Origin of the sequence: Xanthomonas sp. (assembly GCF_017163755.1) — a bacterium.
Lineage (GTDB): Bacteria > Pseudomonadota > Gammaproteobacteria > Xanthomonadales > Xanthomonadaceae > Xanthomonas_A.
In genome coordinates, this window is the sequence record NZ_JAFIWC010000006.1 from 56,406 (window position 1) to 77,797 (window position 21,392).

At 72.1% G+C, this 21,392-nt stretch carries 9 protein-coding genes; all 9 read right to left on the reverse strand.

All coding sequences use genetic code 11. The annotated features are described in order from the left end of the window. Window positions 1–230: 230 nt before the first annotated feature. Window positions 231–12,230: a filamentous haemagglutinin family protein gene (locus JR065_RS05610; RefSeq protein WP_206232890.1), complete on the reverse strand. Its 12,000-nt coding sequence runs from the start codon at window positions 12,228–12,230 to the stop codon at window positions 231–233. Window positions 12,231–12,254: 24 nt separating this feature from the next. Continuing rightward, window positions 12,255–12,614, reverse strand: coding sequence for a hypothetical protein (locus JR065_RS05615; protein WP_206232892.1), 360 nt, complete (start codon window positions 12,612–12,614; stop codon window positions 12,255–12,257). Then, window positions 12,611–13,264, reverse strand: a complete 654-nt coding sequence (locus tag JR065_RS05620; RefSeq protein WP_206232893.1) for a hypothetical protein — start codon at window positions 13,262–13,264, stop codon at window positions 12,611–12,613. The genes JR065_RS05615 and JR065_RS05620 overlap by 4 nt, the downstream gene beginning before the upstream one ends. Window positions 13,265–13,266: 2 nt before the next feature. Then, complete coding sequence (locus JR065_RS05625) at window positions 13,267–14,976, reverse strand: putative porin (RefSeq protein ID WP_206232895.1); 1,710 nt, start codon at window positions 14,974–14,976, stop codon at window positions 13,267–13,269. A 28-nt stretch (window positions 14,977–15,004) separates the two neighbouring features. Next, window positions 15,005–15,676: a TonB family protein gene (locus tag JR065_RS05630; protein ID WP_206232896.1), complete on the reverse strand. Its 672-nt coding sequence runs from the start codon at window positions 15,674–15,676 to the stop codon at window positions 15,005–15,007. A 9-nt stretch (window positions 15,677–15,685) separates the two neighbouring features. Continuing rightward, window positions 15,686–16,090, reverse strand: a complete 405-nt coding sequence (locus tag JR065_RS05635) for an ExbD/TolR family protein (RefSeq protein WP_206232898.1) — start codon at window positions 16,088–16,090, stop codon at window positions 15,686–15,688. 4 nt (window positions 16,091–16,094) lie between these two features. After that, the gene (locus JR065_RS05640) at window positions 16,095–17,879 is read right to left on the reverse strand and encodes a DUF2341 domain-containing protein (RefSeq protein WP_206232900.1); all 1,785 of its coding nucleotides are present in this window, start codon (window positions 17,877–17,879) and stop codon (window positions 16,095–16,097) included. A 188-nt stretch (window positions 17,880–18,067) separates the two neighbouring features. Further along, window positions 18,068–19,687 carry a ShlB/FhaC/HecB family hemolysin secretion/activation protein gene (locus tag JR065_RS05645; RefSeq protein WP_206232901.1) on the reverse strand — a complete coding sequence of 540 codons (1,620 nt, stop codon included), beginning with the start codon at window positions 19,685–19,687 and terminating at the stop codon, window positions 18,068–18,070. 316 nt (window positions 19,688–20,003) lie between these two features. Beyond that, window positions 20,004–21,302 carry a DUF58 domain-containing protein gene (locus JR065_RS05650; protein ID WP_206232903.1) on the reverse strand — a complete coding sequence of 433 codons (1,299 nt, stop codon included), beginning with the start codon at window positions 21,300–21,302 and terminating at the stop codon, window positions 20,004–20,006. Between the last annotated feature and the right edge of the window lie 90 nt (window positions 21,303–21,392).

Consider the following 21,392-nt stretch of genomic DNA (forward strand, 5'->3'; position numbering starts at 1 on the left):
AGGTTGCGCTCGAACAATGATATTGCGGAGACATTCGCAGGAACTCTTTTACCTGTGATGCGTAGCTTGAAATAAGGTCGTTTTCGCCACCTTTGACATGATGCGTATACGGAAACATAACGATCCGAACAGATTCACGCCGATTATATTTTTCTTTGTCTACATAATGCGACGGAGATTATCGGTTCGGACATGGGCCGGCCGCGGGTCCGGCCCATGTCGTCGCAATGTCATGGGCCGGGCTGGCAACGCGGGTCGTCCATAGCGCAATCGCCGAGACCGATGACCTGCACGGTGATGACCGACGGCGCCTCGCGCGGCGGGGTGTTGCCGCGCGAGGCCATGTCGCCGACCGCGTCGGACACCGCGGCCGCGGCGTTGGAGGCCGCGCTCAGCGTGCCGCCATCGACGCCGCGCGCGCTGCCTACGCCCACCGTATCGCCCTGCACCTGGATGTTGTCGGCATTGGCCACGAACTGCGACGCCACGATCAGGTTGCCGCTGACGCGGATGCCGGCGTCGCCCGCATCCACCGTGCCGCGCGGCGCGACCAGCACCACGTCGCCCTGCGGATCGGCCGGGTCCACGCGCAAGGTGGCGATGCCGGCGCCGCTGACCTGGCCGCGCGCGTTGAGGGTGCAGTAGCGGTCCAGGTCGCACTGATAGCTGGCGCGCGACTTCTCCGAACTGGTCTTGGCGCCCTTGCCGGCGTTGATGTCGCCGTTGGAGCTCCACATCGCCAGGTCGCCGCCGCGCTGGGTGAAGATGCGGCTCTGCGCAAGCAGCACGCTGGCATCGGTGAATACGCCGACGTCGCCCTGGCCCAGCGCCAGGATGCCCTGCTGGGCCGGGCCGATCAGCACGGTGCCTTGCGTATCGAATACCGCCGGCGGTGCCAGCGCGCTGCCCACCTGCATGCCGCCGCCCGGCCCGAGCACGCGGATGTCGCCGCCTTCCTCGGTTTGCAAGGTCGAACCGCGCATGTCCAGCGCGCCGGTGTCCACCCGCGCGGCCGCGCCGTTGGCGCCGCCTTGCAGGTTGTTGGCGGTATAGCCCAGTCGCGCCGGGTACAGGGCTTCGATCGCCTGGTAGCCGCGTGCGTATTGCTGGTAGTCGGCGCTGGCCGGGTCGGCATAGCCTTCGCCGACCTGCTTGAGCACGTCCAGGAACACGCGCTCCACCAGCAGTCGCCGGTCCTCGCCAGGCAGTTGCTGGAACGCGGTCCAGGCCTGCGCGACCGGCAAGTCTTGCAGCGGCGCCTGGCCCTCGCGCTCGCGCGCGTCGTTGCGCTGCTGCAGCACGAACTCCACCAGCCAGCGGCGGTAGGCATCCTGGCTCTGCGCACTGGCCGGGTCCAGGTACAACGCGGTGAACGCATCGGCGTCCTCGCCGGGAGCCGCGCCGAAGCGCGCTACCAGCGTGGCGCCGGTGCTGGGCAAGCCGGGGTTGTTGCGATTGCCGATGGTGCGGATGCCGCCGGCCAGGGCGTCGATGTTCGCCCCCTGTACGGCGGCCAGCGCCTCGTTGGCCGAGGTCAACGGCCCCAGGTTGCGCCCGGCCTGTACTTCGAAGGTGCCAGGCCCGCCCAGTTGCAGCCATCCCCAGCGCGCGACGTAGCCGGGATCCAGCGGCGCGCCCTGGATCGGCGTGTAGTACAGGTCGCGTCCGGCCACCACCCGGGTGACGTCGCCGGCACGATAGTTCTGCGCGCGCAGGTCGAGGTTGACGATGTCGCGCCCGGCGCGGATCCGTGCCGGCTTGGGCAGATCGAGCGTCAGCGGATTGAGCCGATAACCGTCGGCGGCGAAGCCGTTGACGATGTCGCCGTCGAGGCTGTACAGCAGCGCGGGCGCAGCGTCGTTGCGATGCAGGTTCAACAACTGGTTGCGGTCGGGCACGCTCAGGTCGTTGCCTGCATAGGCACCTGGCGCATCGAGCATCCACAGCGAGGTGCCGGGCAGCACGCTGTCGTTGAACAGCGCGATGTCGTCGCGCGCGAGCAACGCCAACTGCCCGGTCGCCGACGGGAACAGGCGTGCGGCGCCCTCGACCTGGATGGCGCCATGCTGCGCGATCGCTTCCAGCCGCGCCGGCAGCACGTTGTCGAACACCTGCTGGCTCAGCGCGACGCTGTCGGGCAGGGGGCGGTTGTTGTCGCGCTCGCCGAAGCCGAACAGCAGGCCGGGCAATTTCAGCGTCTTCAGCCGGATGTCGCCGTCCAGCGCGGCGATCTGCACGCTGGAATCGGCGCTGTAGTCCTGGCTGATCCGGTCGGTCGCCAGCAGCGCGGGGATGCCGCCTTCGTTGGGAATCACGTAGGTCGGGTTGACGATCGCGCCGATCGCCGCATCGCCGCGCGCCTGGATCGACCACTGCGCATCCTGCAACGCGAAGACCGGATCCACCGCGCTTTCGACCTGGCGCAGTTCGCCGCCACCGTCGTAGCCCTGCGCCTGCAGATCGAAGGCGGTGCCGAGGCGTCCGCCGGCGCGCAGGCGGCCTTCGCCGTTGGCGACGAAATAATCGCCGCCGAGCACGTCGCGGCCGGCATCCACGCTCAGGTTGCCGCCGCCGAAGACGCGGCGGCCCTGCGCGTCTTCGATGTAGCTGGTCGGCAGCGACACCGACAGCTCGCGGATATCGCGACCGGCGTCCACGGCGACATCGCCGCCGCTGCTCATCACGCCCTGGGCGAAGCCGCCGTAGTTGATCTGCGCGGCGACCGGGGTGCCGTCGGCGCCCAGCGGATTGCCCAGCTGCATCCACGGCCACCAGTACTGGCCGACGTAGTTGCCGACCACGCCGCTGCGGCTGCCGTCGGTGTCGAAGATCTGCCGGTTGCCGACGATGTCGCGGTTGGCCTGCAGGCTCAGGTCGCCGCCGGCCTCGGCGTTGGCCTGGGCGCCGATCACCACGTCGGCGGCGCGGCTGTCCACGCTGCCGCGCGCCACGTAGGTATCGGTGCCGATCGCGCTGCCGTCCGCCGGGCGCCCGGCGGTGTAGATGCTGGCGGGTGCGTCGGCATCGGCGAAGCGCAGGTCGCGAGCGGCGGCGATCTGGATGCTACCGGTGCCGGTGCGCAGCACGGTCGGCAGCAACACGTCCTTCTGCCCTTCCTGCTGGTAGCGCTGATGGCCGTCGAGCACCACGTCCGCGGCGGCGTCCTGGCGCAACGCGTCGGGACGCACGCTGGCGAAATCGGCGCCGGCGACGATGCGATAGCGGCTGCTGTCGCCGCCGATCAGGCTGGCGGTGGCCAGCGGCAGCGGGTTGCTGCGGCTGGCCTGCAGCGAGGACGGCGTGTTGTGGGTGTCGGCGGGCAGCAGCGCACCGACCACGGGCAACGACGGTGGAACGTAGGTCGGCAGCGTGCCGAAGCCGGTCTGGCTCCAGAACGCGTACAGGTCCAGCACGTAGCGCTCGTAGCTGGCCAGGTAGCCGGGATAGTCGGCCGGCGCGGTCGGCGACGGCGGCGGCGCCGGTTGGCCGGGGAATTGTTCCACCACGCTGCCGAGCTCCGGCGCGTATGACAACAGGAAGCCGTCGAGCAGGCCGATCGGGATAGTCGGATCGGTGCTCAGTTCCGACTGCGGCTTCTGCAGCATCGCCAGCAGCTGCAGGTATTGCCCGTAGTATTGCTGGGCCTGCGCGTCGTCGCCGTCCTGCGCGGACGGCATGGGTATCAACGCATCGATGCTCAGGCCGAAACCCAGGTACATTTCGGTCAATCCCTGGTACTGGCCCGCGGCATCGTCGTAACTGGCCTGCGGGCCGCCGCTGCCGAACGGATTGCGCAGCTGGTAGAAGCCGTCGCTGAGGCTGGCCTTGATCGTCACCTCCTGCGCCGCGCGCAGGGTCAGTACCGGCGCGGCGCCGTTGTAGCGGAAATCCAGCGCGTCGCGCGTGGCGCCGGAACCCAGGTTCCAGCTGGTCAGCACGCTGATCGCGCCGCCGTTGATCGCCGGGTCCGGGTTGCGCAGCTCGATGCCCGGCCGCGCGCGGAAGTTGGCGATGCCGGCGAAGCGTCCGGCGAAGGCGAAGCCGGGCTGCTGCACGAAGCCCATCAGCGTGCCGGGGGCGGCGGTGGCGTCGTCGCGGTAGCCGTAGAACTGGCGATGCGCGGCGTTGGCCGCGTCCGGCGTGAACAGGTGGCGGCTCAGATAGTCGGCCAACTGTGCCGGCGTGGACGGCGCAGCCAAGGCATTGCCGGCGGTGTCGGTCCAGCTGCCGGGCAGCAGCTGGCCCTGCGCGTCGTACCAGCCGGCCGGATCGACGATGCCGTCGAAATGCTGGGTCGGGTCGCTGCTGGCATCGGTGGTGCTCCACACCGCATAGGCTTCCAGGCCCACTTCGCGGGCGCCGGCGATGCGCGCGCCGTCGGCGATGGTCACGTTGACCTCGCCGTCGGCCAGCAGCGGCGCGCGCAACTGCACGCTGCCGCCGGACAGGCCGCCGGCGCTGCCGCCGGAGACGTCGAGCAGCGCGCCGGCGCCGATCGCGATGGTGCCGGCCGCGGCGGCCTGCACGTTCTGGTAGCCATGCTCGGCGTTGAGCGTGCCGTCCTCGCGGCCGCTGCTGCCGAGCACGATGTTGCCGCCGCGCCGGTCGGCGGCGCTGCCGCGCGCCAGCAACTGGCCGTTGACCGCTACGCCGTGCCGGCCCCACAGCGCGATGTCGCCGCCCTGCGTGCCGGAGGCGTCGATCAGCCCGTCGATGCGCACGTTGCCGTTGCCGGCATCGCGCAGCAAGGCGTCAGCGCCGCCATCGGCGGTCAGGCTGACGCGTTGCGCCTGCAGCGAACGGCCGGCGGACAGGCTCAGATTGCCGCTGCGCGCATGGATGTCGATGGCGCCGTCGATGCCGCTGACGGCCAGTTGCGGCGCCAATGCGTCCAGGTCGACCGCGGCGCCCGAATCCAGCGCGAAACGGCCGCCGCGGCCGCTGCCGGCGGCGCCGTCGAGCGTGCCCAGCAGGCGCGCGGCGCCCAGCGGCGTGGCGATGTCGAGCGAACCGGCATCGGCGCTGCCGGCGGCGGAGAAATCCAGCAAGGTGGAGGCGGCGGCGGTCACCGCGCCGCGGTCGGCGCGCAGCGCGATGTCGCCGCCGGCGGTGTAGGTCGGCGTATCGAAGAAGACCTGGGTGGTGCCGGAGACGTCGATGCTGGCGCCGGAATCCAGCCGCAGGTCGCCGTGGGTGGCATGCAGGTCGACGCTGCCGGAGCGCGCTCGGATCGCGCCGTCGCCGTCGATGCTGCCGCCGACCAGGCCGACGCGGCCGCCAAGCGGCGTCGCCGCGCTCGCGGTGCCACCGTTGCGCTGCAGGTGCAGCGCGCCTTGGGTGACCAGGCGGTTGTCGGCACCGGCGTCGGCCATCAGCACGGGCGCGCGCAGCGTCACCTCGCGCGTGCCGAAATCGAACTCGCCCTGCCCGCGCACGAACAAGGCTTGCTCGGCATCGACCGCGACCGCGCCGAAGCCGGCCAGCCGCTTGTCGCCGCTGCCGAACGCCACCTCGCGTCCCTGCAGTTGCAGCAGGCCACCGCCGCTGGCGCCGTCTGCGGCGGGGCTGGTGCCGATCTCGTTGGACAGGGTCAGCTGGTCGGCGCGCAGCCGCACCGTGCTGCCGTCGCCGACGAAGCGCGCGGCGCTCAGGTTCAGCGCGTTGTCCACGCTCAGGTCCAGGCCGCTGGCGAAGCTCATGTCGCCGTAGCTGCGCAGGCTGACCCGCCTGGCGTCGGCGAACTGCGCCAGGCTGGCCGCGCCGACCACCAGGCCATCGGCATCGGTCGCCGCCGCGGCCCCGTCCAGGCGGACTTGGCCGGCGCTGGCGGTGATCGCATCGCCCTGCAGGCGGGCGCCGGCGGCGACCTCGGTGTCGCCGGTGGAATCCAGGTTCAGCGAGGCGCCGCCGAGCAGCTGGGCGCCGTCGCCCACGCGCAGCCGGCCCTGCGCCAGCGTTGCGTCCGGAACGTTGCGACGCTGCAGGGCCGCATCGCCGTAGCTGGACAGGCGCAGCAGTGCGCCGTCGCCGCTGGCACCGGCCGGATCGCTGTCGCCGATCAGCAGTGCGGTGGAACTGGCCGTGCCGCTGCCGCCCTGGGCCTGCAGCACGCTGCCGTTGGCGACCTGCACGCCGCCGTCCGCGCTGGCGCCGGCCACCAGGATCAGTTCCGGTGCGCGCAGCGGATCGCGCGCGTCGTTGTTCACCAGCACGTGCTCGGCGCCGACGTGCAGCAGCGTGCCGGCGGCGGTCTGTTCGCGGGTGCCGCCCAGCAGCAGGCTGCCGGCGTTGAGCGCATTGAGCGCGGCGACATCGACGCTGACGTAGCCGTCCAGCGCCGCCTGGCCCTGGCCGCGGACCTGCAGCGCGCGTGCGGTGATGTCGACCTGCGCGGCGGCGCCGCCGCTGGCCGCGGCGGTGGCGAGGGTGGCGCCCAGCTGCAGGCGCTGGTCCGCCGACAGCACCAGCTGCCCGCCGTCGCGCGGCAGCTGCGGCGTGGCGTTGCCCTGGCGCGTGGCCAGGCCGGCGAAGAAGCTGTTGGCGCCGGTCAGGGTGTACTCGGAGTACTGGCCCCAGGTCGCTCGCGATTGCACCTCGAACAGGCTGCTGCGCGCGTCGCGTGCGCCGCTGAGGGTGTCGACGTAGTGGCCGGCGACCATCGCGGTGCCGTCGGGCGCGATCTGGTTCTGCGTCGCGGTCGCGTCCTGGCTGCCGCTGCGCGCCACGACGCGATAGGCGCCGGGCAGGGTGGCGTACTTGGCGGGCAGCAGCGTGTAGACGCCGTCGGCCAGGCCCGGTACGCCGCTCAGCTGCACCGCGCGTCCCAGTGCCGGCGCCGCGTCGCCCTGCTCGAACAGCGCATCGGTCGCTGCGACCGGCGTCTGTACGCCGGGAACGATCGCGTACACCTCGCGCGCGTCCGCATACAGCGGTACCTGCTGTGCGTTGCCGCTGGCGTAGCTGGTGTTGTAGCGCGACAGCAGGTCGCGGCTGCCGCCGGTGCCGGGGACCCATTCGATCGCCTGCAGGTCGCCGCCGCCGGACAGGTCGATCTGCGCGCCCGCGCCCAGTTCCACCTCTGCGGCCTGCAGCCGGATCTGTTTCTGCGGCGGCGCGGCGAGGTCGGCGTTGCTGGCCTGAGGGTTGACGCCGTAGCGCCACTGGCTGCCGTCGACCGTGCTGCCGTAGGGCAGCACCGCACCTGCCAGCGACACCGAGGTGACGCTGCCCGCGCCCAGGCTCACGCGGCGCGTGGGCGCCAGGGTGCGCGTGCCGAACAGCGCGCGCGCGGTGGCGTCCTCGCCCGTGGCGCCGGCCCCGAGCAGCAGGCGCCCGCCCGGCGCGCGCACGGTGCCGTGCTGTTCGATCTCGGTGGCGTCCAGCGCCAACGTACCGCCCGCCGACAGCGGCAGCGCCGCGTTGCCGCCGTGGTCGGCGATGTCGATGCGGGTGTCGGCGCGCACCCCGGTCTGCGGATCGGGCGCGCCCAGCGCACGGATCAGGAAGGTCTCGCCGCTGGCCGGGTACAGCTGCGTGGCGCGGAACTCCAGGTTGCCGGCAGTGAGCAGTTCGCCGGCACGCGGCAGTGGCGTGTCGGTCCCCTGGAAGGCGTAGGCGGCGGGCGTATGCAGCCGCAGGTCGCCCTGGCTGTGGAACTGTGCCAGGCCCACGCCATTCAGCGCGAACTGGCCGCCCAGGTCGATGTGCTGGGCCTGCACCGTCAACGTGGCGGCGCCAGGCGCCGGCGGTTCGGGCAGGGCCGCATCGGCGGTGGCGGGACGCCAGCCATTGAGGCCGACGTAGGCGGCCGACAGCGTCACCTGGCCGCGGTCGGCGAGTTCGCCGAAGCGGTCGGCCTGCGGCGCCAGCAGCGAATAGGACGGGGCATTGAACACCAGCGCGCGCGCCAGCGACAGGTCCACGTCGCCGCTGAAGCCGATCGGGACCAGCGGCGGGGTGGCGTCGCTGCCGCTGGGGTTCTGCACGCCGGCGTACAGGGTCTGGATGCCGCTGTCGGCCAGCCGGTCGGCCGCGAAGTACAGCAGCCCCGAGGGCGCGGCCAATGTCGGCTCCAGCGCCTGGCCCGGCCGTGCGCCGGCCGGCAGATGGCTGTCGCTCTGGGTGAAGATCAGGCCCTTGGCGGCGAATCCGTTCGGATTGCGGCTGCCGGCCTGGCTGAGGGGCAGCAGCGCCAGGGTGCCGCCCTGCGCCTGTGCGGCACCGCCGTGGGCCTGGATGCGGCCGTCGAAGAACAGCCCGGCGCTGGCCGCCAGGGTCAGGCGCCCGCCGTCGCTCCACACGCTTTGCGCTTGCAGGCTCGGCGCGGCGCCGCCGAACAGGCCGGCCCCGGTGGGCAGGTCGAACACGGCCGAGGCGCCGGAAAGATCCAGTTGCGCGCCGGCCTCCACGACCACGTAGCCGCCGTCGTTGCTGAGGGTGACGGTGCCACCGCCGAGCACGCGCCCGCCGCGCGTGGCCACCGGTCCGCGTTCGCTGGGGCGCAGCGTGGGTGCCGGATCGGGCAGGGCGATACCGGACACGTCCACGCGGCTATCCGCGCCCAGCCACACCGACTTGCCGGCATCGGCATAGGCGCGGCCGCTGTCCCCGTCGGGTGGCGGGGACAGCCCCGACTGCTGGCTGGTGTCGCCGGACAGCACGACCTCGCCGCCGTGCGCGCTGATCTGGCCGAAGACGTTGACCTGCCCGCGCGAGCCCAGCCGTACCGTCGCACCCGGATCCAGCGTCAGCTGCGCGCCTTGCGCCAGTTCCAGGGTGCCCGAGGCGCCGTTCCGGATGGGATTGCCGGCAACGCGGCCGAGATAGTCGCCGGCGCGCAGGGCGAAGTCGGTGGCCGGCCGATGGAACGGGTCCAACTGGCCCAGGCGCACGTAGCCGTTGCCGCCGTCACGCGGCAGCCCGGCCAGCACGTCGGTGTCGCTGGATGCGGCGCGCAGCGCCTGCACGTCGGGCAGCAGGTTGCGCTGGCTAACGCGCACCTGGGTGCCGGTGGCGATGCCGGCGTCGAGTTCGGCGGCCAGGTCGTAGCCGCCGAACCCGTGCGCGGCGAAGAACGCCGGATCCAGTTGCAGGATGCGCGCATCGGCCGGCGCGTCGCCGCCGATCTGCACGCCCAGCGCGCGCAGCGTCAGCGTGCCGCCGCCGGCGAAGCTGTCGGCCTGCAGGCTGGCCGGGTCGAACTGCAGGCGCCCGGCGCCGTCGGCCGGCGCCAGGTCCACCACGTAGGTCGGGCTGGCGGCGCTGTCGCCGGATGGACGCAGGTAGGTCTGCAGGCCGATGTCGCCGCCGCGACCCAGCGGGCGCCCATCGCGCATCGCCAGTTCGCCGTCGGCATCGACGTAGCCGCCGCTGTTGGCGCGCAGCGCCGCACCCGGTGCGATCAGGATCGAACCGGTGCCGTCGCGGCGGACGCCGTCGGCGTCGGCGTCCGCGCGTTGCTGGGTGCGCAGCGACAGCGTGCCGCCGTCGATGAAGGCTTGGCCCTGCGGGGCCTGGGTCAGGCGGCGGTCGTCGTTGACCCAGCGCCCGCTTACGTCCAGCAGCGCGCCGGCACCGACCAGCAGGTCGCCGCGACCGAACGCCAGCAGCGCATCGCCGGGAGCGGCTATCCGCAGTTCGCCACCGAGACTGTCCAACGCGATATCGCCAGCGCGCGCGATCAGTGTGCCTCGCACGTCGACGCGTCCGCCATCGAGCGCGATGCTGCCGCCATCGGCGACCTGCAGGCGCGCGTCCGCGGCGACCTCGATGACGCCGTTGGCGGTCTTCACGTCGACCGAGGCCAGGCCGGCGTCCTGCACCCAACGTGCGGACAACTGCGACCAGTAGCCGGGATGGCGCGGATCCTGCGGCGCCAGGCCAGCGTCGGGCAGCGCCTCCACCGACGTGTCCAGGTCCAGCCCGGCCGGCGCCGAGGTATCGGCGACGATCTGCCAGCTGCGCCCATCGCCGCCGTCGAGGTGCAACGCGCCGCCGCGCGCCGGTGCGGCGGACGACACCTGGTAGCGGCCGGACACCGCCTGCGCCGACAGCGCGCCGCCGAGCACCAGCGCGCCCAGCGTCTCGCGGCCCTGCTCGTTGTCGTAGTGGCGGTCCAGCGCGATATTCAGGCTGCCGGCATCGCCGCCCTCCAGGTAGTCGCTTTCGTAGTAGCGGCGGCTGCCGAGCAGGGGATTGCTGTAGCGCTCCGTCACGCCCCAGCGCGCGTGGTTGTGGGTCTGATCGCCGGCGATGCCCACGTAGGTCAGCGACGGATCGGCGCTGGCCAGGTCGTACAGGCGGCCGTCGCTGCCGAGCAGGCGCGGCGTCTCCACCATGCCGCCGCGCACGTGCAGGTAGCCGCCGTCCAGGTCCAGCCGCGCGCCCGGATTCAGTACCACGTCGCTGCCGCGGAGGTTGATCGTGCCGCCGTCCAGCAGCATGTCGTCTATGGTGCGCGGCACCTGGTCGACGTAGCCCTGCGCGTTGAGCAGCGGGCTGCCCACCCAGGTCACGCCGTCGGCGCGGGTGCCGCTGGCGCGCCGGTCGAATTGCAGCGCCTGGCGGAACAGCGCGCCATCGCGCTGCAGCGGCGAGTCGGCCAGTTCGTTCTGGCCCACGCGCGGAATCTGGACCAGGTTGCTGGACATGTCGCGCTGCACGTCGGCCAGGCCGGACACGCTCAGCTGCGCACCGTCCTCCACCAGGATGCGGTTGTTGAGCAGGTCGCGGCCACGGCTGGGCGCATTGTTGCGGCCCAGGCCGGTCACGTTCACCGTCGCGCCCGGGGCCAGCACCTGCGTGTCGCTGCCGATCCGCACCTGCGCGCCGGCCAGGGTCAGCGATGGCGCGACGAAGGCCTGGTCGGCGCTGGCGCCGGACGTGGTGGTCTCGCCGTCGCGTTCGGGCAGTACCGCGGTGAGGGCGCCAGCGGCCAACTCCAGGCGCCCGCCCAGATGCGGTATCGGGCTGACGTTGCCGCTGTCGGTGAAGCTGCCGTTCTGGTCGATCGCCAGCAGCGACACGTTGCCGGGACGGCTGATGCTGGTGGTGGCGCTGACCACGCCGCGCTGGCGCAGGTCGTAGCCGACCAAGGTCGCATCGCCGCGGCTTGCGGCGACCACGCCGCTGTTGTCCAGCATGCCGATCTGGCCCATTGCCGCGCCGGGCAGCGAGAAGCCGCTGAAGCCCACCGGCAGCACGTTGCCGGCGGCGCTGGGCAACGCCGTGCTCTGCCGCAACCCCAGCACCGCCGCCAGCATCGCCTGCCCGTCCTGCGCGGTCACCGTGCCGGCGTTGCTGACGTTCGGCGCGGCGATCAGGGTGTAGCCCTGGCTACCGCTAAACAGGCGTGCGCCGCTGTCGATCCGGATGTCGCCCGGGGTCTGCCCGGCGGCCACGCCGTCCAGTCCGGTCAGCACCACGCCGGTCTGGCTGGCGACGCCGAACAGGCCGCGGGCGAGGAAGGTCTGGTCGCTGAGCGCGCGGTTGCTGTCGAACAGGTCCAGCGAGGACACCAGCAGCGAATGCGCGTTGACCTGGCTGGCGCCGCCGAACAGCACGCCGTTGCGATTGAGCAGGTAGACCTGGCCCGGCGCCTGGATGCTGCCCAGGATCTTGCTCGGCGCCGCGCTCGGGTCGTTGACCCGGTTCAGCGCGATCCACTGCGCCGCGTCGCTGCCGCCGGCGGACTGGTCGAACTGCAGGCGGGTGCGGCTGCCGACGTTGAACGTTTCCCAGTTGAGGATCGCCTTCTTCTGGGTCTGCTGGATGGTGACCTGGGTGTCGCCGCCGACCACCTGCTGGGTCGGCGCGCGCGCGCCCAGCCAGACGTTGCGCTGGCCCAGGCGCGGATCGTCGCTGCGCACCGCGCCCGGATCGATGATCGCGCCGTCGGGCAGCTGCAGGGCGCCCTTGCCGAGGCCGTCCGGCACCGCGCCGGCCTGCGCGGCCTGGGCCGCGGCGCGCGCGGCGGCCTGCGCCGCATCCAGCGCCTGGCGCGTCTGCGCGGCGCGCTGGAACGCCTGCAACGACTTCTGCGCCAGCTGCCCCGCCTTCGCCGAGGCCAGCCCCTGCTGTTGCGCGGCGGCGGCCGCTTGCGCGCCCGGATCGGCGCCGCGGCGCACGAACGGGCTGGTCTGGGCCTGGGTGCGTCCGACCAGCACGGCCGAGATTGCCGCGCTCAGCAGCAGGACACGGAGAGGACGGTGGGCGCGGCGATTGCGATGCATGGCGATGGTCCCGGTAGCGGCGCGTCAGCGCGCTGGAGCGAAGGAGGAAACGGGGTAGTGCCGCAGCGGACGCTGCGGCGACAGCGAGCGTCCATACGCGTTGCCGTAGCGCTGGCGCAGGGCCGCCGGGTTCGGCTGCCCCAATTGCAGTGGGTCGAGCGCGGCCGCCGGCGAGGGCTGCGGCGCGGCCGCGGCATGTGCGCCGGCCGCGGCCTGGCGCAGCGCCTGGTTGAGGCAGTCCAGCCGGCCGGCGATGTCCTCGCCGATGCGCACCTGCACGCACGGCGCCGCCGCCGGCTGCGGCGACGCTGCCTCCGCGGCGTCCGCGCGCGCGGCCAGCGCGGCCAGCGTCGCCAGCGCCCACGCGCCGCGCATCCGGTTCATGGCGCCGCGCCCTGCGCGGCAGCCGTGGCGGTGGCGCACGCCTGGTTCTGCGCATGCTGTTCGGCCAACCGGTCCTCCAGCGCGCGGACCCGGTTCTCGCGGGTCACCCGCGCCATGCCGAACAGCTCGCGGCCGTGGCTGCGGACGAAGCGCACGAACGCCGGGTCGCGGTACAGCGCGGCCAGTTCGCGCGCGGTCGCGTACAGCGCCTCGCCGCCGGCCGCGCACTGCGCCATCTGCGTGCGGTTACGCTGCAGTTCGGCGTTGAGCGCCGCCTGCGCCTGTTCGCGCTGCACGGCCGCCTGCGCGGCCTGGCGTTGCGCGTCCTGCTGCTGGCGCTGCTGCGCGCGCGCCTCGTCGCGTTCGCGGCGCGCCTGCTCGAGCTGGCGCTGCAACGCGGCCTCGCGCGCAGGGTCGGCGGCCGCTGCACGCGGCGCCGGCGCGGCACGCAGCGCGTCGCGCTCGCGTTCGGCCGCGGCGGTAGCCAGCTGCTGCTGCACCAGCGCCGCCTCGGCCTGGCGCAGCCGCGCGCTGGTGTCGCGCAGCGCGTCGCGCAGCCGCGCCTCGGTGCTGTCCTGCGCGTGCAGCGGCATCGCCGCGGCCAGCGCCGCCAGCGCCACCCACCCGGCCTTGCGGTTCGGCATGCGCATGCTCAGAACTCCGTGCCGAGGTCGAGCTGCAGCACGTCCACCGCGAACGGCGCGCCGGAGATCTCGTTGGCGCTGAGCCAGCGCAGGCCCAGCCAGGTGTTGCGGGCCAGGCCGTAGCTGCCGCCGACGATGAACCCGCGCGCGTTGGTGCCGCCCAGGTGGAAGTCCGAATCGGTGAAGCCGTCCGGCACCGCATCCGATTCCAGGTACTTGTAGCCCAGGCTCACGTTCCAGTCGCCCGGCTGCGTCGGCTTGGGCTGGCCGAGGGTGACGTTGACGTAGTAGCCCAGGTCGCCGCCGTCGAACACGCCCTGGTCGCCGAGGTTGTTGACCGGGCCGAGCGAACGGATGCGCGCGACGTTGTAGCGGGTGTTCTTGAGCACGTCGGCCTCGATCAGCACCTTGACCGGATCGAACTGGTCCAGCTGCAGCTGCGCGTGCAGGTCGGCCACGCCGAACTTGCTGGCGTAGCCGTAGTACTGCAGCTGCGGGCCGTTGGGGTTGGCGGCGTCGGCGACGATGTCGCGGATCGCGAACAAGGTGTTGCCGAACTGCTGGAACTGCGGACGCGAGCCGTCGCTGTCGCAGCTGTCGGCCGAGGTCGGCGCCAGGCACGGCGACGAGCGCTGGCCCTCGAACTGGTCGTACTGGAAGTAGCCCAGGCCCACGGTCAGCGCCGCGTCGTCGGCGAAGCGCCAGCGCGCGCCCAGCTGCGCGCCGTACATCCACTTGTCGCGGCTGCGGGTCTTGGCGGTGCTGGTGGAGCCGAAGTCGAAATCGGTGTTGTAGACCGGGAACAGGCCGGCGCTGAGCCATGGCGCGAAATCGGCATCGTCGTCGCGGCCGGCCAGGTCGTAGCGCGCGGCCACGCCGTCGAAGTTGAGGTCGTTGTCGAACATCAGCTCGCTGCTCCAGAACGGATTGGCGAAGCGGCCGAAGGACAGGCTCAGCGACTCGGTGGGGCTCAGCTGCAGCGCGGCGCGGTCCAGCCACAGCGAGTACTTGGACAGGTTGCCGCTGCCGCCCAGGGTCTGGTTGGTGGACACCGGGCTGCGGTCGCTGCCGGTGGCCAGGCGCAGGTCGGCCTGCACCCAGTCGGCGATCTGCGCCTGCACGCCGAGCCGCGCACGCACGCGCATGCGGCTGCGGTTGCGGGTGGTGTTGACGAACGGCGCGTTGCTGGTGCCGACCACGTCGAAGCCCGAGCCGCCGTTGATGTCGCCGAAGTCGGGGAAGAACGGATAGTTGTCGTCGGCGTTGAACACGCCTTCGCCGCGCACGCGCAGGTCGCCGTACAGGCGCAGGCGCTGGGTCCATTCCGGCAGCGCGCCGGGCGTGGCCCAGCCCTCGGACTTGGCCTGGGCGGTGACTTCGGCGCGCAGTTCGTCCTTGATCTGCTGGCGCACCGTCTCCGGCACGTACGGCACCACCACCGCACCGGGCTGGGTCTGGTATGGCAGCTTGGCGGACGCGGCCGGCGCGGCGGCCGCCGCGGTGGAGGCCTCGCGGATCAGGTCGTCGGCCTGGGCGCGGGTCATCACGCCCTTGGCGACCAGCAGGTCGATCAGGCGCAGCGTGACCTGCGGATCGATCCGCGCCGGGTCGATCGCGGCGGGGGCCGCCTGGGCCAGCGCCACGCCCGGGGTGAGCAGCAGCGCGAGCAGGCCCAGGCACAGCCGGGAGGGACGGTAAGCCGGAAACGGGAAAGTCATACTCAGGTTCCTTGTGCGAAACACGACGTCACCCCGGAGCCAAGGCTCCGATGCGCAATTGGATGGGTTGGGGCAGCGACGGCGGCGGTGCCTGCGGCAGCGGCTGGTCCTGCAGCGCGCGCACGATCGCCGCGTCCAGTTCCGGCTTGCCGGCCGAGCTCAGGATCTGCAGGCGGCCGATGCTGCCGTCCGGGTTCAGCCACAGCGCCACCGTGGCGCTGTAGCGGCCCTTGCGGGTGCGCTCGTCGCGCTGCAGCAGCTGCTGCACCGCGCGCTGCACGCTGGCCGCATAGCTGCCGAACGGGCTGCCGCCGCCGCCCTTGCCGCCGATGCGGGTGCCGCCGCCGTCGCCGGCCTGCAGGCCGAAGGCGTTGTCGCCGGGACCGGCCGGCGCGGTCAGCGGATCCCCCGGCGGGGTCTGTTCGGCGTCCGGCTTCGGTTGCGGTGTCGGCTCGGCGGCCTGCAGCGGCTGCGGCTGTTGCTGCGGCTTGGGCGGTTCCGGTTCGGGCTTGGGCGGCGGCGGAGGCGGCGGGGGCGGCAGCATCACCTGGGTGATGCGCGGCGGTTGCGCGCGCGTCGGCGTCGCCTGCTGCGGGCGCAGCAGCAGCGCGACCAGCCAGCCGAGCACCAGCAACGCCAGCAGCGCAGCACCGAGCTTGAGCCAGCGGCGTGGCGGGTCGGTGTACTGCAGCGTGTCCATCGCGTCCACTCAGCCGGCCGCCTGGCGCTGCGTGGCCAGGCCGATCGAGGCGATGCCGAGCCGGCTGCACAGGTCCAGCACCGCCATCACCTTCTCGTACTGCACGGTGCGATCGCCGCGCAGCATCACCGGCAACTCGGCGTCGCTGGCCAGCGCGTTGCGCAGCTGCTGCTCCAGCTCGCTCATGCTCACCGGCACCGCGTCCAGGCTGACCTGGCCGTTGTTGTCGATCGCGATGACCTTGGTCTTGGGCTCGGACAGCGGCTTGGCCGCGCTGGCCTTGGGCAGTTCGACCTTGATGCCCTGCACCGCGGCAGTGGTCATGATGATGAAGATCACCAGCAGCACGTACGCCAGGTCCAGCATCGGCGTGATGTTGATGTCGTCGTAGGGCTTCTTGCCTTGGACCTTCATCGGCTCAGCCTCCGCCCGCGCGGGCCGGCGCGTCGCCGGCATAGTCTTCGGCGATGCGCTTTTCCAGTTCGTCGACGAACACCTGCATGTCCGCCGAGACCGCTTCGGCCTGGCTGAGCAGGTAGTTGTAGCCGAACAGCGCCGGGATCGCGACGGCCAGGCCGGCCACCGTGGCCAGCAGCGCGGCGGCGATGCCGGGGGCGATCGCGTTGATGTTGACGTCGCCGGCCGCGGCCACCGCGGCGAAGGTGATCATCACCCCGACCACCGTGCCGAGCAGGCCCAGGAACGGGCCGCCGGAGATGGCGATGGTCAGCAGCACCATGCCCTTGTGGATGCGCTGGCCTTCGCGCACCGCGGCCGCGTCCAGCGCCGAGCGGATCGCCGCGATCGACTGCGTGCGCACCACGTTGCTGCCGCTGGCCTGCAGGCGTTCGCGCAGTTCCTGCTGGCCGACCTGCAGCAGCCGCGCGAGGTTGGAGCGGACCCCGGCGGACGTGCCGAGCTGCTGCCAGTGCGGCGCGTGCAGCGGGTGCGCCGCCACCTGCTGGCGGTACACGTCGAGGAACCGCGCGTTGGCGCCGGCGGTGGCGTTGAGGTACAGGCCCTTGCGGACCATCACCCACCAGCTGATCAGCGCCATCACCGCCAGGATCAGAATCACCGCCCAGGCGTCGGGGGTCAGCGCGGCGATCAGGATGCCGAAGTAGTTGTGGCCACCGTCGCCCGAATGCTGTTCGACCGGATCGAAGCGCAGCAACCGCGCGTCCACGCCCTGGCTGCGCGCCGCCGCTTCGATCGCGCCGACCGGGCGGGCGTTCTTGGCCACTTCGACCTCGTCGAGCAGGCCGATGAAGTTCGGCCGCGCCGCGCCGGGCTCGCCGCCGAGCAGCAGGCCGCCAGTGCTGGCCGGCAGCGCCACCGCGGTGTCGCCGGCGGGCTGGCCGTTGACGAACAGGGTGGCGGTCTTGCCGTCGCTGCGCAGCGCCACATGCGCCCAGGCGTCGGCCGGCAGCGCGGTGGCGGCGGCGATCTGCGCGGCTGGCGCCGCCGCGCCGAACTCGGCCAGCACGCGGCCTTCCTCCAGGCGCAGGGTCAGCGCGCCGGGCAGCGCCAGCAGCACGCCGGAGGCGTTGGCGCCGGCCGGCTTGGCCCACAGCGACACGGTGGTCGGCTGCGCCGCCGGCCAGGTCAGCGATGCCGAGGCCGGCACCGTCACCGCCGCGCGCCCGTCCAGGCGCAGGCCGGCGCCGATCAGCGCGGCGTCGGCCAGGTCCAGCGGCGCGGCGGCGTTGTTGGCGTAGGCGGTGCTGTCGGCGGCGGCGGCCTGCGCGCTGGCGAAGTGGTAGACCGCGACCGTGTCGGCGTCGTAGCTGCCCTTGGCGTCGGCGCCCGCGCTGGCCTCGGCATTGCCGAAGTAGACGTACAGCGGCGTGCTCGCGTTGGCCGGCAGCTCCGGCAGGTCGACCCAGGCCAGCGCCACCTGGTCGACCAGGCCGTCGTACTTTTCGAAGTGGTACTTCAGCGGCGTGCGGTCGTCGCCGGCGACGAAGCGCACGTCGCTGCCATCGGCCTTGGCGTCGGCGAAATTGAAGTTGCCCGAGTGCAGGCGCACCAGCACCTGGGTACGCCCGGGCGGCTGGCTCAGCGCCGCGCCGGTGGACGTGGTGTCGAGGGTGAGCTTGGCCCGGTAGTTCCACTTGCCGTCCCACCAGGTCGCGGCCGAGGCCGGGAGCGCTGCCAGCAGCAGCGCCGCCGCCAGTATCAAGCGCAATGCGTATACCGCCATCTTTCGTTCTCCGAGCGTCGACCCGAACGCAGGTGTGCGTTCGTCATGAGGGGTGGATGGGTGGGCGCGGACGGAACCGGTCGCGCCGGCGCGCCGCGTGGCGCTCGGCGGGCGGACCGGTGCCGGGCCGCGATAGGACAGCGGGCTGCCGATGTCTTCATGACCGGGGGCTGGGCATGGACACCGCATCAGAACTCGCCCCATAAACGGAACAGCATGTTGAAATCGTCCTGTCTCGGCGCGTTGTCGCCGCCGGGCCGCGACAGCGGTGCGGCGAGGTCGATCGAACCGTTGAGATGCTCGAAGACCTGGGCCGTCGCGCCGATGCCGACGCTGATCAGCGTCTCGCTCGGGGTCTGCTCGGGCAGCGGCTTGTGGATGCGCACGTAGCCGCCGTCGACGAAGGCGCGCGCCCGCGCTTCCTGCGCGGAGGTGCCGAACCATCCGGCGAACGAAGGGCTGCGCAGCTCCAGCTGCGCCGTCACGCCGTAGTCGCCCAGCGCCTCGCTTTCGTTGTAGCCGCGCACCGTGTCCAGGCCGCCGATGCTCATTTCTTCGTTGCTGATCAACGGCTCTGCGGCCAGCTGGGTCTGCGCGCGGCCGAACAACTGGAAATCCCGGCCCAGCGTGCGCGTATGCGATCCCTCCAGGCGCAGGTGGGCGAAGTTCGGCCGCGCGTTGTAGCGCTTGTGGTCGAAGCTGCCCGATGCGGGAGGGTTGCAATGCGTGTTGCCGCAGCGGTCGGCGCCGATGCCGAGCCCCCCGGTATTGGCGGTGAGCGTGGCGCTGAAGTTGCTGTGCGTCCGCTCGCCCACCCAGTCCGCGTTGTAGGCCAGGTTGAGCGGGTAGTACTCGATCGGCGCGGAGTCCGAAGTCAGGCCGAAATCCGACTCCTCCTCGAAATGCTTGTAGTCGATGCCCAGGCTCAGCGAGTGGAAGAACCCGGTTCGCGCCGGAAGCGCCCGGATCGCGCGCACGCCGGCCAGGGTGCCATTGCCGATCACGTTGAAATCGCTGAGCACCGCGACGTCGCTGTCGCTGCTTACCGCGTAGGCGAGCAGCGACCACGGCGAATCGGTCAGGCGTGCCAGGTAAGAGGCCGAGAACACCCTGGCGTCGGACGGCCGCTCCGGCGCCGTCTGCGCCGACAGGCTGAAACTGTGGCCGCGCTGCCAGAGGTTGTCGTAGCGCAGCGTGGCGTTCAGGCGCAGGTCGGTGGTGTTGGCGCTGCTGCGGTTGTTGAGCTCCAGCGAACCATGCAACGGCAGCTCGTCGTCCACGTTCAAGTCGACGTCCAGCGTGTTCGGTGCAGCGCCGGGCTTGATGTCCGGCGTGACCCGCCGGTCGGGGAGCTGGTTCAACGCGACGATGTCGCGCTGCACGTCCTTGAAGTTGGGCACCGCGCCTTCCTTCAACGACGGCGCGCCGCGCGCGACCGCGTCGGGAGAGAAATACTCGGCGCCGCTCACCCGCAGCCGGCCGATGCGCTGCTCGCTCACCTGCAGCGTGACCAGGCCGCTGCCCGCGTCCTGCTCGGGCACGCTCACCGCCACCGTGGCCAGTCCCTTGTCCGCGTACAGCGTCTGCAACGCGGCGCGCGCCGACTCCACGTCGGCTTCGCTGCGTTGCGGGCCGAGGAACGGATACACCGCGCGCTCGATCTCGACCACGCTCAGCTGGGTGTTGCCAAGCACCTGGTAGGCCATCACGTCGAAACGCGCCGTCGCCGTCGCGGGCGTGTCCGCGGCGAACGCGGCCGGCGCGCAGCACGCGGCCACGCCGAATGCTGCGAAGAATCGCAACTGCATGTGAAAAAATCCCCTGACTTCGGCGCGCGGTGGAACCGCTTCTAGAAAGGTCGCTTCAAGAAGACCGCTTCAATGGGGGCAGGAACATAGGAGCGAGCAATGACCGATCGCGGACGCTTTTGTGACGGCGCATGTAAAGAAGCCGCCACAAATGGCGCGGCGTGGCGCGTGCTGATACATGAATGCGAAGTGCGGTGACGCGTCTGGCGCGCGCCGCGCATATACGGCGGCATTTGGCCGCGAATCGGCGTGTGATGCCGCTGTCATGCGCCGCTCGTCGTGCGCTGCGCGGCGACAGCGTTTTGTCTACGAGGTGCTACAGCAACCCGTCGCGCTTGACCGCGAGGTAACGTTCCACCAGCGCACCAGGCAGTTCTTCGCTGGTGACGTCGAGCACCATCACCCGGTGGCTGCGCAGCGCGTCGTGCGCGTCGCTGCGCTGTTGCAGGTAGCGCGCCACCGCGCCGGCCTGCACCGCCTGCGGCAGGGTCTGCACGTCCTGCGCCAGCGCCTGGTCCAGGTCGCGTTCGCGCAGGCTGGCCACGCACACCAGGTGGCGACGCTGCAGCAGGCGCACCGCCGCCAGCAGGTCGTCGATGTCCTCGTCGCGCACGTTGGTCACCAGCATCACCAGCGAGCGGCGGCGCTGGCGCAGCGCCAGTTCGGTCGCCGCGGCCAGGTAATCGGTGGCCACCGGCTGCGGCTGCAGGTCGTAGCTGGCGCGCAGCAGCGCGTCGATCGCGCCCATGCCGCGCTGCGGCGCCACCCAGCGGGTTTCGCCGCCGCTGGCCATCAGCCCGACCGCATCGCCCTGGCGCAGCGCCAGGTACGACACCACCAGCGAGGCGTTGAGCACGTGGTCGAAGTGCGACAGCCCGCCTTCGTCGGCCATCATCCGCCGGCCGGTGTCGATCAGCATCAGCAACTGCTGGTTCTTCTCGTCCTGGTATTCGCGCGAGATCAGCTTGCGCGCGCGCGAGGTGGCCTTCCAGTCGATCTGGCGCAGGCTGTCGCCGACGCGGTATTCGCGCATCTGGTGGAAGTCGGTGCCTTCGCCGCGGCGGCGCTTCAGGTGCGCGCCGACCAGCCGCGACGCCTGTTCGGCGCTGAACAGCGCAAAGCGCGTCAGTGGCGCGAAATTCGGATACACGCGCACCGCCTGCACGGGACCGGCGCTGCGCCGCTGCCACCACAGCCGCCACGCCGAATGCAGGCGCAGGTGGGTGCCGGCGAACTCGACGCGGCCGCGCGCGGTGGGCTGCAGCCGGTAGCCTAACTGGGTCTGGCTGGCCGCGGCCAGGGTGATGCGGCGCGGCAGCCCGTGCATCCGCCAGCCGCTGGGCACCAGGTCGAACACGTCCACGCGCTGCCGCTGCGCGCTGTCGATATGCAGCACCGCTTCGCGCTCCACCCCCAGCGGCAGCGCCTCGGGCAGCTCGCGCCGCACCTGCGGCGTGGGCCGGCGCCATAGCCGCCACGCATCGATCGCGGCGACCGCGGCGATCGCGCCGCCCAGCGCCTGCCATGGCCACAGCGCGAGCCACTGCAGCGCCGAGGCCAAGCCGCACAGCGCCCACAGGCCGAGCAGGACCAGCAGTGGCGGGGCGGGTCTCATGGGGGGCTGGCCGGGACTCGGGACTGGGGACTCGGGACTCGGCGCCGGGTCGTGGCGGAAGGTGTGCGTACGTGGCCTGCGTCATGGCAA